8 protein-coding genes are annotated in these 15,480 nt (G+C 39.8%); 2 read left to right on the top strand and 6 right to left on the bottom strand.

Going from position 1 to position 15,480, the window contains the following annotated elements:
* Positions 1–7: 7 nt before the first annotated feature.
* The 6 genes from CZ225_RS02450 to CZ225_RS02420 all read right to left on the bottom strand — a co-directional run bounded on the left by CZ225_RS02450 (position 8) and on the right by CZ225_RS02420 (position 10,621).
* Positions 8–838 (bottom strand): glycerophosphodiester phosphodiesterase, encoded by an 831-nt coding sequence (locus tag CZ225_RS02450; RefSeq protein ID WP_077152855.1) that lies wholly within the window; start codon positions 836–838, stop codon positions 8–10.
* A 74-nt stretch (positions 839–912) separates the two neighbouring features.
* A complete protein-coding gene (locus CZ225_RS24130) occupies positions 913–2,871 on the bottom strand; it encodes a family 43 glycosylhydrolase (RefSeq protein WP_234982982.1) in 1,959 nt (652 codons plus the stop codon).
* Positions 2,872–3,052: 181 nt separating this feature from the next.
* Entirely contained in the window at positions 3,053–5,050 is a 1,998-nt protein-coding gene (locus CZ225_RS02435) for a glucosidase family protein (protein WP_077155655.1), read from the bottom strand.
* A 24-nt stretch (positions 5,051–5,074) separates the two neighbouring features.
* Positions 5,075–7,069 carry a glycoside hydrolase family 97 protein gene (locus CZ225_RS02430; protein ID WP_077152854.1) on the bottom strand — a complete coding sequence of 665 codons (1,995 nt, stop codon included), beginning with the start codon at positions 7,067–7,069 and terminating at the stop codon, positions 5,075–5,077.
* 61 nt (positions 7,070–7,130) lie between these two features.
* Positions 7,131–8,312 carry a purple acid phosphatase family protein gene (locus CZ225_RS02425; RefSeq protein ID WP_077152853.1) on the bottom strand — a complete coding sequence of 394 codons (1,182 nt, stop codon included), beginning with the start codon at positions 8,310–8,312 and terminating at the stop codon, positions 7,131–7,133.
* A gap of 236 nt (positions 8,313–8,548) precedes the next feature.
* The gene (locus CZ225_RS02420) at positions 8,549–10,621 is read right to left on the bottom strand and encodes an acetate--CoA ligase family protein (protein ID WP_077152852.1); all 2,073 of its coding nucleotides are present in this window, start codon (positions 10,619–10,621) and stop codon (positions 8,549–8,551) included.
* A 325-nt stretch (positions 10,622–10,946) separates the two neighbouring features.
* On the opposite strand from CZ225_RS02420, the gene CZ225_RS02415 reads away from it, so the two are divergent.
* The gene (locus CZ225_RS02415) at positions 10,947–12,383 is read left to right on the top strand and encodes an IPT/TIG domain-containing protein (protein WP_077152851.1); all 1,437 of its coding nucleotides are present in this window, start codon (positions 10,947–10,949) and stop codon (positions 12,381–12,383) included.
* Positions 12,384–12,404: 21 nt separating this feature from the next.
* On the top strand, positions 12,405–15,479 hold the full coding sequence (locus tag CZ225_RS02410) for a SusC/RagA family TonB-linked outer membrane protein (RefSeq protein WP_077152850.1): 3,075 nt from the start codon (positions 12,405–12,407) through the stop codon (positions 15,477–15,479).
* The last annotated feature ends 1 nt before the right edge of the window (position 15,480 follow it).

The following is a 15,480-nucleotide window of genomic DNA, read 5'->3' as shown; positions in this document are numbered from 1 at the left end:
ATGTTGTCTAATATTTCACATTGATCCAAGGAGCTTTCACTGCAATCCATTTTTTGAGTTGTATTGGGATGTCGGTACACATATAATCGCATCCTAAATATGCTCCTAGCATAAAATCCTCAACAGATGTTCCTGGCCATAAGCTTACAATGATTCCCTCTTTATGAGCTTTTTGAACACTCTCGCGACTTGTTCCATTCATGGTTGCTCCTAAACGGTTTATTCCAACGGCTTTGCATAAAGCTATCGTTTCGGCATTACAAGGTTTTGAAGTTATCAATAACAAATCAACACCCGGATAATGTGACTGAAGATAACGCAAAGCCCGATAATCACTTGAAGTAAATACATAGAGAGCATCCGATGGGCGTTTTTCCATTACTTTTTTATATAACTTGTCACAATATTCTTTCAAACGATCTTCAGGATAAAGAGATGCAGGACTCGTTTTCATTTCAAATTCCACATACAATCCCTTTTTATCTTGCAGAAACACAAGTAGTTCATCAAGGAAGATCATCTTATTCCCTTGCTTTGTCTGCAATTGCATAATCTCCGTTTTTGTATGATCTTCAACAACACCTTTACCATTAGTGGTTCGTTCCAATGAACTATCATGCGTAATTACTAGTTCTCCGTCCTTAGTCATTCGTATATCAGTTTCAAAACCACGATAACCGGCATCATAACTGGCTTTAAAAGCTTTTAGCGTATTCTCATCGTTTTCCATCCGTCCGCCACGGTGCGAGAACAAGCGTATTTCCTGAGTCTGTCCGAACAACTCTACGGATGTGAAAAGTGCTACAAACAAAGTAAAAGATAATCGATGTGTTTTCATTTTTTTATTAACTTGACAGACTTAATTGATATATTAGGGTATATTTGAGAATAAATACGAGGATCAAAAGTTAATTACCAGGCAACCAATTGAGGAGTATTAGTCGGGCCATCCACTTTCAACCTGCTCCTTTCATCAAAATAAAGCCTATCTATACAAACTACACGATCCCAATTCGGCTTCTTACAATGTGCATCTGCATGACGATGATAGACTATATATAAATTTCTATCCGGTGCTTCAATAATAGAATTATGTCCGGGAGAAGAAATGTTATTCGAAAGATCAGTTGTCATCAGAGGATTATCAGCACATTTCTTCCATGGACCTAACGGATGCTGTGCTAAAGAGACTCCAACACCGTAAAAACCTTCCCCCGTATCGTTAGCAGAATAAGTCATATAATAGGTATCGTTCCTCTTAAAAACAAAAGGTCCTTCGTTACAACGATTTACATCCCAACGCACTTTCTCCCATACCTGAGATGCTCCGGACACAAACACAGGCTCTCCGTCGAGCCCGGAAAGATCTTCTTTCAATTTCGCGGCATAAAGTTCTCCCGTTGCAACGCCATTCAACATGCCGTTTTTACTATAATAAAGATAAGGAGTACCATCGTCATCCACAAATATATCAGCATCAATAACAGAGTAACCCAAATCAAACCAAGGGGTATAGAGATCAGTAAAAGGACCATCAGGATTTTCGCTTACGGCCAGACACGTTTGCAACATATCTTTTCCCGGAACGTAACAGCAGTAAGTCATATAAAACTTGCCTTTGTAATACCTCACTTCGGGTGCCCAAAAAGCACTAGTTCCAATATGATTAGCAGGTTTGCGGTAAAGAGACCCTTTATTTTCCCATGTGATAAGATCTTTAGAAGTATAATAATCAAAACCGGAATCATTTGTCGTCCCTGTCAGATAATAGATACCATTATGCTGATAGACAAACGGATCTCCTATAGACAAATCTTTATTATCCGTTGTTTTTACAGGATTAGAATATTCCTTCTCAGGTTTGCTGCACATTTTATTCTTTCCATCTACTACTAACGGATTGAAAACATTCTTTTCAGACACCAGATTTTTATCGAGGGCTTCAAACTTTCCATCTTTAATCTTAATATCCATAATTGTCAATGTTTCGCGTTTTGCTCCTTTTGATTCATTGGGGGAATGAAAAGATATCTTCAAATTCCCCTGTAAATCTTCAAAAATCATCTGATGTCCACCATTATTAGAAAAAACAGGTTTTTCTTCGTGTTCCCAAGGACCTAATACTTTACCACTTTTGGAAATAGCCTGGCCAATAGAATAAAGCGGAGAGAAGCTGGACCAAGTCAATATCAAGTTTCCACTTACTTTATCTTTCCAAATGAAAGGAGCATCTGTAACTAATACTCCATCTCCTATTTTTGTGGGCCATTTTGCATCGGAAGCTCTAAACAATCGGTGTGGTTTACCAACGGTTCCTGTCAAGTTACGCTTCAACTTCTGTGCCCATATTTCTCCAATTTTATTCTGGACATTCGGACCGCACCATTCTACACTGAAAATAATCCAAGGTGTACCATTGTCTTCCACAAACAATGAACCATCCAGGCATTGCATAGATTCGGGAGTTATATTCAACTGTCCTGCCGGTAACACTGGCTTGTAAGTACCTAAAACTCCTGTAGTCGATTTCAAAATAGTAGTTCCTCGCAAGATCCCTTTTTCCTTGTTACTCAGAGTCAGAAAGGAATAATAGTTACCTTTATATTCATATGTGTCAGGAGCCCAGAAATCATCTTTCCCTAAATAATCAGGAGCTGCCTGAAACACAAAACCTATTTCTTTCCAACTTTTCAAATCCTCACTCTTATAAGCAAAAAGTCCGCCCCTACCATCTTTCCACCGAGAAGTAATAATATAATAACAATGATTTTTACGATCTACTGTAACAAAAGGATCACGCATATGCATATCTTCGGCAGAAATGCCATAACCCACTTCCTCTGTTGCCGACAGAGAATTCTGTTGTGCCAAAAGAACGTAACTATTTAACAATACAATAACTAGACAAACTCCAATTTTTATTACACCTACTTTCTTATTTATTCTATTTAAACGCATATTAATATTATTATTCATATTTATCAACCATTGTTCAAATACATCAAGTAATCATACCGAATCCTCAGAAAGACACTTTGGATAAGGAAATTATTTAAATATTACACAAGATTGTTTTACCACTCTTTATCTTCTTGTTTAGAACAATCTTTCCTGCTTTTTCTATTTTAATACGGATTATCTCTCCTTTCACACGTTCCACTATAACATCAAAATCCGCTCCAAAAGCTTTCATTTTTCGAAATGCCATACGATCCCACTCTTCCGGCAAACGTGGCGTCAAAGAAAACGAATGAAGTCCGGTGGGACGAATGCCAAACATTCCTTCTGTAAAGATACGACCATACAATCCACTTTCTGCAGAAAGATGACGCTGATTACCTTCCGGCCAAGCCTCTACTGCATAAGGGACATGACTACCCAACAAACGCGTTACAGAATAACGTTTCAAAAATGTCATAGCCTTCTCTATCTCACCAACTGTAAACACTCCACGCAATGCATACAATGTGGAACGATCCCAAAAAGTATTTGTACCTGCTTGCGTCAGCAAACCGTTCTCTGTCCATAACCGGGGGGAGAAGAGTGCATCAATTGTTCCCGATGCACGCTTGTTGATTCCCATTACCAAAGGAATACAGATCCATGAACGCAAAATATCATTTCCCTCAAAATAAGCATACGTATCAAAACCTTCCACAGTGGAAGCAAAGTAACTGTCGATGTTCTTTTCCATCTGAGCAGCCTGCTCACGATATTTCTTCACTACAGCACTCCCTTTTCCTAAATCCTCTGCCAAATAGGCAGCCGAAAGTAATGCATCATAATACAAAGAAGAGGTACAAAGATTCGCTTTTCCGGAAGGAAAACGGTTTTCCAACTCATCTGAGTCAGAGGCCACAACTCCTTTATCGTTAAGTTTTTGACGACAGAACTCCAAACACCATTCAATCAATGGCCATAACTCTTCCGCTTCAGCTTTACTTCCCCTTGCCAAAGCATAACGAGCAGCACCATAAGCAACCATAGCACCATCACCACGGTCACCTGCCACCCCAAAATGATCGAGTCCTTCGGCAATGATTGAGCTGGGCATCGGTTTACCCTCATCATTTATATATTTTGAAAATAATCTGAATGAGTTTAAGGCAGAGGCATTTCCATAGGAATAACCTACAAATGGGAAATAAGGATCAACATATTCTGCCTGATCATTAGCCCAGATCGCAGCATAATAAGCTTCACCACCCGGTCCATGCATCGGACCGGACTTGGTTTCATAAATGCTTTCGCATGCACGTATCTTAGAAAAAGCAAACATTTCATTAAGTACAGGTTCCGGGGTTTCCAACACCAGATTATTCATCCATTCCGCCACCAATTCCTTACGCTTATTCATTTCTACAATACCATCTATCTTTTGTTCCTTTTCCGAAGATTTATAAGCTGAAATCGTTGCTGAAAACGAATATGATTTTCCCGGACTTAAATCCACATATCCCGAATTCCAAGTCTGTAAGTGTATAGTATAACTACCTTCGACTCCCCGACTCGGATCTGTCGTAAGTACCGAATGAGTTTCGGGAATTTCGAGATTTACTTTTTCTTTCCCTGTATTGGTAAACTCATAGACTTCCACTAAAGAAGGGGAACCCACAGATGGGAAATAAGTCCGTCTTAAAGACAATGATGAATTATTTCCTAATGATATCTGACTAATTACCTCCATTGTGCCATTCAAAGTCACAGTCTTCACTTGCTCACGAATACTGTATCCATTCACTGTCACCGCATCCAGCGGATTCCAGTCGAAACGGCGAATCACATTACCATGCGTATTATTAGGTATCGTACGAAGCATCGGCCAGACTAAACTCTTATTAAGTTTGAAAGATCCTTCTTTATTTACTCCATACCGAAGTACCGTGGCAAGCCGCTTACCAGCCATCTCAATATGATCGGAATGAGCTTCACCTTCTCTCACCTGCCACGTGATACTATTACCCAAGCTATCAATTTTCCAGAACTGCTGCGCATTATTAGTAGCATTTAAGAAAAATAAGAGAAGTATCCACAAGCTTATCTTTTTCATCATCGCCCTTCAAATATTAGAAGATTACTTTTTCTGAATTTTAGCTACATATCCTCCGCCCGGATACATCTTAACTTTCAGTTTCTTATCCGCAGGTAAACTTTTCTCTTCCCTGCGATAATCCGTACCTTTGCGATGGGCATTCATTCCATCACGGAATTCCTCTACCTGATAGTCGCCATCCGGTAAGAAAGAAAGATCGATCGTCATTTCTCTCGTATTCCAGTCTGTAATTCCTCCAACATACCACACATCTCCATCCCGACGTGCAGTCACAATATATTCACCCATCTTACCGTCTAACACCTTACTTTCATCCCATACAGTAGGTATACCGGCTATAAAACTAGTGGATTCCGGCTCACGCATATAATTACTGGGAGAATCGCACAACATATTAAACGGTGACTCAAATATTACATATAAAGCTAACTGACGGCAACGTGTGCCTTGGCTCATCGGCTCAGTATTGCATGGATAATAATTTCCTTTAACTGCATTATGCATTGCACCTTGCGTGTAATCCATCGGTCCGGATACTTGACGAATGAAAGGAATCATCACATCATATTTTACCTGATCAAGTGCAGCTGAACTCCACTTCAACTGCTCTAATCCGTTTACGCCCTCAAAGTTCAATACATTCGGATAAGTACGGTTTAACCCTGCCGGCTTAGACGTACCATGCAAGTCGAGGATCATTTTATATTTGGCACACATTGCTGCCGCACGATAATTGAAATCTGTCATCAATTGGTCGTCACGATCCATAAAGTCTACTTTGAAACCTTTTACACCCATCTCCGAATAATGACGGCAAACATTCTCCATATCACGATCGAAGGCATGGTAACCGGCCCACAATATAATTCCTACATTCTGAGCCGCAGCATAACCTACCAATTCTTCCAGATTTATCTCATCCACAACCTGCATTAAGTCTGCCTTTTTATTCACAGCCCAACCTTCATCAAGAATCACATATTCAATACCTTTTGCAGAAGCAAAATCAATATATGCCTTATAAGTAGCATTGTTTACTCCAGTAGCAAAATCAACACCTTCCAAATTCCAAGCATTCCACCAATCCCAAGCAACTTTTCCCGGTTTAATCCAAGAAATATCTTTCAATCGGGATGGAGCAGCCAGTAAATAACTCAGATTACTAGCTGCTAGATCTTTGTCCGAAGTGGTCACAATAGCAATACGCCATGGGAAACTCCTTTCTTTATCTACTTTGGCAATATAATTTTCACGTTCTTCTACCAACATTTGGAGATTATTATGCCCACCTTGAACCATTTTCTTAGGATAAGGAGCAAATACACCACTCAAACTATTTCCCCCTTTCGCTGTCGAAAGATAAAGTCCCGGATAATTCTCTAAATGAGTTTCAGTAATACACACTTTAGTTCCCTCATCTACTTCTACCACTAACGGAAGAAACATCAAGCGTTTTTCATTTAACTTCGATAGTTTATCTGTAGTATATTCATTCTCAAACGAATTAAAAAATTGCGATCCAAAATCACCGTCATTTCCTCTTTTCACATAAGGGACAGTTGCCGACACATCAGAAGGAAAACAAAAATCGACCTGCTCATTTACTACATTGAAAGGCTTTTTTACCTGACTGACAAAGCGGTAAGCCACTCCATCATCATAGGCACGAAATTCAACGGAATAATTTCCTTTAAAACGAAGTACTAATTCATTATAGCAATCTTTTATCTCCTTTGCACGATAAAAAGGAGAAGGAACTACCTGATCAACTTTTTTCTGTTTACTACCCGCCAATCCGGCATTTACTCCCCAAACCTGTCCGTTATCCAATGTCATAGAAATCGGAGAAGGAGCAAGTATCTGTTTGCCATTACAAGTGATGTCATATACCAACTGCTTACCAGTAGTAATCTTAACACATAAATTATCATTCGGAGAATTGAGCTTAAACACCTTTTGTGCCTGAACGGAAAGCACTAGCATTCCGCATGCGATCATTAGTATTAATTTCTTCATTTTTTTATTTTATATAGGTATAATATTTTATTAAAATCTACGATAAGAGATTATCTTCTTCTTAAAACTGCGTATCCAACAATATCTTTCCATCTTTATCTACTACTTTGGCTTTAATCTTTCCATCTTGGATATCTAATCGAGTAGCACTTTGATTACTTCCTACAATAACTGGAAAATGATTACCTCCACTACCTGTTTCAAAGAAAGCATAACGATGAGTATGACCGGAAATCATAAGATCAATGTTTGCCTTATTTAAAACAGGTAACATTTTAGCTGCTAAATCGCTTATTCCATGATCGGTATCCCGACCTTTGTCGAGAGAAGTAACCATTGGAAAATGCGATATGACAATACGGTATTTGGCATTCTTAAATTCTTTGGTTCTTACCAGTCCTTTCAACCATTCCGTTTGTTCAGTACGATAGTTATCGAAATCATTCAATCCTGCATAGACAGGAGCTGTATCTGGTTTGTCTTCCCCACAATCTATCATTACTATCATAATATCTCCTACCAAACGACTACCAAATATTTTGTTAGTTGTTTTCGGAAATAGCTTCGGATAGGTACGTGCCAGTTTTCCGCGTGTTTCATGATTACCTCTTACCATTTCAAAAGGAATAGATGTAGCAAAAAGACGTACACTGGTATCAATGAAAGCTTCAAATGGAGTCTCATCGTTTTCCATATAATTCATAAGATCACCGGCATAAAGAAAAACATCACAAGTTTTATAGTCACAAAGATTCAGTAATGTTTCCAACTTCTTAGCATCGTTATGTGTATCACTTACAATAAACAATGAGCCACCCTTACCTTTGGGATCGGTAGTTTGAAAAGAGTACCATTGAGAAGTGATACTATCTCCATAAACAATCTTATAAGGATTAAACTCACGTATTTCTTTTGTAAGAATACGATATTCGTAAGTAGTCCCCGGTTCTAAACCTTTTCCCCGAATGGAATGAAAAACATTATATGCATCATGCAATCCATATTCTGTATGGCGATACTTTTTAGTTTGTGTTTCTCCCTGCTTTCGTAATTCGATACACGAAAAAGCAGGAAGTGATGTGGTAAAAATAAAACTTACACCATCGGTGGTAACCTCTTGCAGATAAGGACCATGAGAGATCTTAAAAGCTTCAGCTTGTTTGGCAGAAAGACTGTAAGTAAGCCCAATAATCAGAATAAATGCCAAAGTAAATCGTTTAAGATGTAAAAGTGTGTTTCTCATTACATTTTCAGTTTACATATAGTTATTTTAAAGGTGTCGTAATTAGTTGTTGCAAAGCTAACCCGTTATTCTTTAAGCAAATGCAACATTTGAATCAAAACCTAAAAAAATCGATTCAACCAATTAGTGCATAAATGCCGACTTATATTTCTATTTTACTCAATTTGTCTTAGTAAATATAATACAGCAATCGTTTCTTTAACTCAAATACTAAAGTATTGACAAAGATATAAACCCTATTGCATATCTCCTTTCTCAATCCTGATACGTGCATCAACGGCTATAACAGACCTATCTGTAGCGAGAAGCGGATTTATATCCATCTCTTTAATTTCTGTTGCAAACCGGAGAAGTGTGGACAAACGAACAATAATCTCTGCAAACTTATCTTCATTCACCCCTTTTTGACCACGTGTTCCTTGTATAATCTTATAAGCACGCAAAGAATGAATCATAGAATATGCTTCTTCATAAGAGAGTGGAGCCAAACCGGAAGATACATCTTTCAGTACTTCTACAAAAATACCTCCCAATCCACAAAGTACTACATGACCAAATCTCTCTTCATATTTTGCACCGATAAACAGTTCAGTACCCTTCAACATGGGTTGTACCATCACTGCACGAGCTTCGGGAATTCTCATCATCCGGTCAAATTCTAACGCAAGATATTGCTCTCCTTTAATATTCAGGGAAACTCCTCCAACATCTGACTTATGTACCGGACCTACTACTTTAGCAACAACCGGAAACCCGCAACGATGGGCAAAAGCAAGAATCTCTTCTTTCTTATCAGAAACAAATTCATCCACAATCGAGATTCCTGCGGCATGAAGCAAGGCTTGGACATAATGCGGTTCGATGTAGCCATCGTTCGGAATAGAATCAATGATACGACGAATTCTCGGCACATCTACTCCGAACAATTCAATCTCGGGTGCTGCAGGTTTAGGAGCATTCACAATACGGGACAGAGCTGTCCCTAATGTCACTTCATCTGCAAAATTTACATGACCTTTTGCCAGAAATGCCGCCACTTCTGCTCCAGCAGTATTTATGGATGGTAAAATTGGGAAAATAGGTTTGCGACAAATCTGCATTTTCTCATGAAGTACATCATACATCTCAAACATTGTCACTAATCCTGGCGTACCAAAGATAGCCATCATTGCATCTATATTCTCAAATTTCTCCTCACAATAATCAATACAGGTACGTAAATGTTCTGGCGTTCCGGTTGCAAGAATATCGATTGGGTTACCAACAGAAGCACCAGGAAAAAGCTGTGCTTTCAACTCTTCCACTTGTTCTCCTTCCAGTTTGGGAACATTCAATCCACCTTTGCTTAAAGCATCGGTCAGCATAACTCCGGGACCACCCGCATGAGTTATGATGGCAAAATTCTTCCCTTTCAATTCCGGCAAAGTAAAGACACATCCTACAGTAGTGAGTTCTTCACGTGAGAAGCAACGAACAATGCCTGCTTTACGGAATAAAGCTTCAACTGCTGAATCTGAACTGGCAATTGCCCCTGTATGCGAAGAAGCTGCACGACTTCCACTTTCCGAACTTCCTGCCTTAATAGCTGCTATCTTGCAGCCTTTCCTAATTAAAGAAGAAGCATGGAATAACAGCCTATCCGGTTTTTTAATACTCTCAATATAAAGTAATTTAAGATGGGAATCCCTTTCCGGATCAAAATGCTCATCCATGAACTGAAGCACATCTTCCACCCCTATTTGTTTCGCATTACCTACTGACCAGACGGAATTAAACTGTAATCCTTTCGTTACGGCACTCTCTAAAATAAATACAGCTGTAGCTCCAGAACTGGAAATTAAATCCACTCCCCTTGAATTTAAATTAGGAATAGGCTGACTGAAAACACTATGATGACAAGTATTCATTAATCCAATACAATTAGGACCGATCAAAGATGCTCCATATTGATTGACAGTTTCCAAGATCCGCTGTTCAAGCAAGGCTCCTTCATGTGTTTCCTCTCCAAATCCAGCAGAAAGAATGATAAAAGCCCTTGTTTTTTTTTCTTTTGCCAACAAATCGACTACATCCGGACATAAAGCTGCAGGAATAGCCAATACAGCCAAATCTGTATTTGGTATATCTTTTACATCAGCAAAAGCAGGAACTCCTTGTATCTCTTTCTCTTTTGGATTCACTGCTCTAAGTTCTCCACAATATCCTCCGTTAATCAGATTCTTCAATATAGCACCACCTGGCTTATGTATATTATTCGAAGCCCCTACTACAACAATGCTTTTGGGACACAGTAACTGGGTTGTTATCATATCGTCTACAGGTTTTATTTAACGTAAGTACAAATATATTCTTTTTCTGAAAGAAATATGAAAAAATATGCAGAAAGATTGGGGTACTTATTTATTGAGGTGTCTATACTATAACTTAATGACATAATTCGCATTATGTCATGTTGGGAATAAAAAGGGTTCCATAGTATCATAGAAGAGACTTTTTGAATGATAAAAGATATAACGTCTGGAATGTTTGGGTTGGGACAAGTAAGATCCCAAAATATGTGGAAAGAGTACTGTGTTAAAGTAAATACATATTAAAATAATATACCTTTTTATTAACCTTTTAATTATTTAATTTATGGATAAACACCTGATTGTAGCACTTATGTGTTGTTTGTTTATGATCGGCTGTAAAGACGATTTCAAGGATCCCAGCGTGTGGGACCTCAAACCTTGTGATCCGTCAAAGCCAGTGGAGTTTATAGACTTTACTCCCAAAGAAGGTGGCGTACGTACTAGAATGTACATCACAGGCTCAAATTTTGGTACGGATGAAAGCAGGATTCATGTGATGATAGGAGGGCATAAGGCACCGGTAATTGCATCTGATGGCTCAAAAATTCATTGTATGCTTCCAGCGCGTGCTTACGACGGTGACATTAAAGTCGTTATTAATGACAAAGATGGCAATGTTGTCACAGAATATACATTCGAGGAACGTTTCAATTATCAGTCTAAGGTGGTCGTAGGAACATTGTTGAGAAACTACAATTCCCAAACCGGAGCTGCCCCGTTCCAAGACGGTGCCTTTGCCGATGGTGCTGGAGTCCCGACCAGCGACTGGATGGTGTTTGATCCCAAACCGGATAATGGTGACAAAATAATCTTCACCTCTAATTTCAGTGGTGGAAGTGAGGGTATCCGCATGATTAATTTGACTAAACAGGAGGTAAAAACGGTCTATGCAGGTTCACGATCTTCCAAAATGCAGACTTTTACTTTCTCGGCAGATGGTGATACATTGTTGATTGCTGATGATAATGGTAGAGGTACTAAGGGCGATATTACAATGCCTAACATCCATTACTTATTGCGTTCGGAAGGCTTTCAGAAATTACGCGCGTATTCTTATAGTTCGTGTACTTATGGCTTGGTATATATGCCGGACGGAACTATTTTCTTTGCTACTTATCCAAATGCGTCGATAATGAAACTGGTACGTAATAGCGGAGTGCCTGTCATAGATGGAAGCGGCACCGTCGCTTTCGATTTTCTTAGAAGCGCGGGTCGCCAAGTAAAGATGAGGGCACATCCGAGTGGAAAATTCGTTTATATATTCAGCCGTTATGAAGGTGGCGTTTATAAAAGTGAATATGATCCCGTAGCTAAAATGCTTAGAAGCCCTACGCTTGTAGCGGGATCTACATTGGCTGGATCAGCAGCGGATGTGAAAGAAGGGGCTGGTTCACTGGCTCGTTTCGGACTTCCCTGGTGTGGTGATTTTGTAAAGAATCCCCAATATGTGCAAGAGGGTAGAGAAGATATTTATGATTTTTATTTAGCCGACCAGCGGGGGCAGTGTATCTGGAAAATCACCCCGGAAGGAATCGCCAGCATCGTTGCAGGCCGTAGTAATTTCACAGCGGACAATACTTACAATGGATATATCGATGGCGATCCGTTACACGAGGCACGTTTCTACAACCCACAATCTATAGCTTATGATGAAGAAGAGGAGACATTCTATATCGGTGACAGTGGAAATCATTGTGTCCGTTATCTAAGAACCGAATAATACTATAAAAACACATGTAATATGAAAAAACTATTTTTACTGTTTTTGTTGGTGACAGGATATGTCGGCGTTTCCTATGCGCAGGAGCAACAACAAGTGGAAGTGATGGGTACTGTTACCGATGTAAACAATGAGCCTCTTATTGGCGTAAACATTACCGTGAAAAACATGCCGGGATTCGGTGTGATGACTGACGTCAATGGTAAATATAAGATAAAAGTACCCGACTACTCCACATTGATTTTCTCTTATGTAGGTTTTACATCACAAGAAGTGTTTGTAAAAAACAAGAAAGTGATTGACATTGTCATGAAAGAGGATGAAAATAATGTATTGGATGAAGTTACCGTTACAGGTACCGGTGTACAGAAGAAGATTACCGTCACCGGTGCAGTAACCACGGTGGACGTGGAGCAATTAAGGACCCCTACCTCCAGTATTACAAATGCCCTAGCCGGTAATGTGCCGGGGATTTTGGCACGTCAGACTTCCGGACAACCAGGTGAAAACATCTCCGAATTCTGGATACGCGGTATCTCTACGTTTGGAGCAGGTTCCAGTGCACTAGTCTTGGTCGATGGATTCGAACGTAGTCTGAACGAAATCAATGTAGAGGATATTCAAGACTTTTCTGTTTTAAAAGATGCTTCCGCGACAGCTATTTATGGTTCCCGCGGAGCAAATGGTGTTGTGTTGATTACCACCAAGCGTGGAAAGGAAGGAAAAACGAAAATAGACGCGAAAGTAGAGACCTCTTATAGTACACGTACCATGACTCCGGAATTTGTAGACGGTGTGACCTACGTCAATATGGTGAACGAAGCTTTCTCCACCCGTAGTCAGCCAATTCCTTATACAGATGAGGAAGTTGAGCTCTTTAAGAACGGGTTAGATCCGGAGCTCTATCCGAATGTGGATTGGATGGACATGATTCTTAAGAAAGGTGCCCCCATCTATCGCGCTACGCTTAATTTAAGCGGTGGAGGTACCACTGCCCGTTACTTTGTTTCCGCCAGCTATGTGGATGAAGGAGGTATGTACAAGTCGGATGAAGGACTAGAAAAATACAACACTAATGCCAACTACCGCCGATGGAATTATCGTATGAACATCGACCTAAATCTGACAAAGACTACCTTGTTGAAAGTCGGCATATCCGGTTCATTGGATAAACAGAATCAACCGGGAGGGTCTGCTAGTCAGATATGGATTTCTGCACTCTCATACAATCCCATCGCTACTCCAGTAAGATACAAGGATGGAAAATGGGCTGCACAGGGTACTAATAACCAAATTAATCCATGGATGTTGGTTACGCAGATGGGATATCAGGAAAAATGGAACAACAAGATACAAAGTACCGCTAATCTGGAACAAGACTTGAAGTTTATCACCCAAGGACTGAAGTTCTACGGACGGTTCGGATACGATACTAATACTTATAACACCAACTCACATATTAAATGGCCTGACATGTGGAAGGCACAGAATAAGCGGAATGCTTTAGGGGAGCTGGAATATGACAAGGTAGTAGACGAACAATTGATGGTAGTTAATCCTCATTCGACAGGTGAACGTAAAGAGTATCTGGAAGCTGAATTGCATTATGACCGTACCTTCGGTGATCATATGGTGGGTGGCGTTATAAAATATTCACAAGATAAGACAGTAAATACCTCTGAAAACCTTGAGAAAAACGCAATTCAAGCTATTGAACGTCGTCATCAAGGACTAGCCGGACGCTTCACTTATGGATGGAAATACCGTTATTTCTTTGATTTCAACTTTGGTTACAACGGTTCGGAAAACTTTGCTACCGGACATCAGTTCGGTTTTTTCCCGGCTTATTCCGCAGCATGGAACATTGCAGAAGAACCAATTATTAAAAAGATTTTTCCATGGATGAACATGTTCAAACTCCGTTATTCATACGGCAAGGTAGGCAACGACTATTTATCATCACGTTTCCCCTATTTGTCATCGTATAAGACCAATGATATATACGGTTATTATTACGGGGATATAGGTACTTCTACTTCTCCCTCCGCTTTCTATCAGGGATTAACTTTTAATAATTTTGCCTCAAGAGGCATTTCATGGGAAATTGCGAAAAAGCACGATGTCGGAATTGATTTCTCTCTGTTCGACGACAAGTTCAGCGGTACCATAGATTACTTCCACGAACAGCGTGACGGAATTTATCAGAAGCGAGCATTTTTACCGTACAGTACTGGTTTATTGGAGGATGCTCCGTATGTCAATGTGGGATCCGTTTTATCAAAGGGGTTCGACGGGAACATCTCTTACAATCAGAAATTGGGTGAAGTCAATCTTACCTTCCGCGGCAACATGACCTATAGTAAAAATGAAATCAAAGCGTATGATGAGGCTTACAGCCATTATGACTATACCCTTTACAGCGGATTCCGCGTAGACCAGTTGAGGGGGCTAATTTCGAAAGGACTGTTTACAGACTATGATGACATCCGTAACAGTCCGAAGCAGACATTTGGAGACGTAGCCCCAGGTGACATCAAGTACAAAGATATTAATGGCGATGGAGTGATTAACAGCAATGATATCGTACCTATCGGTGCTACCACCAAACCGAACCTGATTTATGGATTCGGAGTCTCGGCTCAGTGGAATGGGTTCGACTTTAACGTACATTTCCAAGGAGCGGGAAAATCTTCTTTCATAACCTATGGGACAGTTGCCCGTCCTCTCAGTAGTAGATATTGGGGAAATATTCTGACCGATGTGGTGGGAAATTATTGGTCTTTAGGTACCAATGAAGATCCTAATGCGAAATATCCACGTCTGACTTTCGGACCCAATAACAACAACTACCAAAATTCTACTTATTGGATGCGCGACGGTTCTTATCTTCGTCTGAAGAATTTGGAGTTGGGTTATACACTTCCTACTAGGTGGACAAGAAACTTATATATAAATAAGATGCGTATCTATTTCATGGGAACCAACTTGCTGACATTCTCCGGCTTTAAGTTGTGGGACCCTGAAATGGGTAGCGCAACAGGAGAAAAATATCCCTTATCCAGAACCTATACAGTAGGATTGACTGTTAATTTATAAA

Origin of the sequence: Bacteroides bouchesdurhonensis, from assembly GCF_900155865.1 — a bacterium.
Lineage (GTDB): Bacteria > Bacteroidota > Bacteroidia > Bacteroidales > Bacteroidaceae > Bacteroides > Bacteroides bouchesdurhonensis.
This window is presented reverse-complemented; position numbering and strand designations above follow the sequence as displayed.

What these genes read in the sequence shown, in the direction of transcription:
- CZ225_RS02450 (WP_077152855.1), bottom strand. Translation starts at nt 838, where the DNA reads ATGAAAACACATCGATTATCTTTTACTTTGTTTGTAGCACTTTTCACA.
- CZ225_RS02435 (WP_077155655.1), bottom strand. Translation starts at nt 5,050, where the DNA reads ATGAAAAAGATAAGCTTGTGGATACTTCTCTTATTTTTCTTAAATGCT.
- CZ225_RS02430 (WP_077152854.1), bottom strand. Translation starts at nt 7,069, where the DNA reads ATGAAGAAATTAATACTAATGATCGCATGCGGAATGCTAGTGCTTTCC.
- CZ225_RS02425 (WP_077152853.1), bottom strand. Translation starts at nt 8,312, where the DNA reads ATGAGAAACACACTTTTACATCTTAAACGATTTACTTTGGCATTTATT.
- CZ225_RS02420 (WP_077152852.1), bottom strand. Translation starts at nt 10,621, where the DNA reads ATGATAACAACCCAGTTACTGTGTCCCAAAAGCATTGTTGTAGTAGGG.
- CZ225_RS02415 (WP_077152851.1), top strand. Translation starts at nt 10,947, where the DNA reads ATGGATAAACACCTGATTGTAGCACTTATGTGTTGTTTGTTTATGATC.
- CZ225_RS02410 (WP_077152850.1), top strand. Translation starts at nt 12,405, where the DNA reads ATGAAAAAACTATTTTTACTGTTTTTGTTGGTGACAGGATATGTCGGC.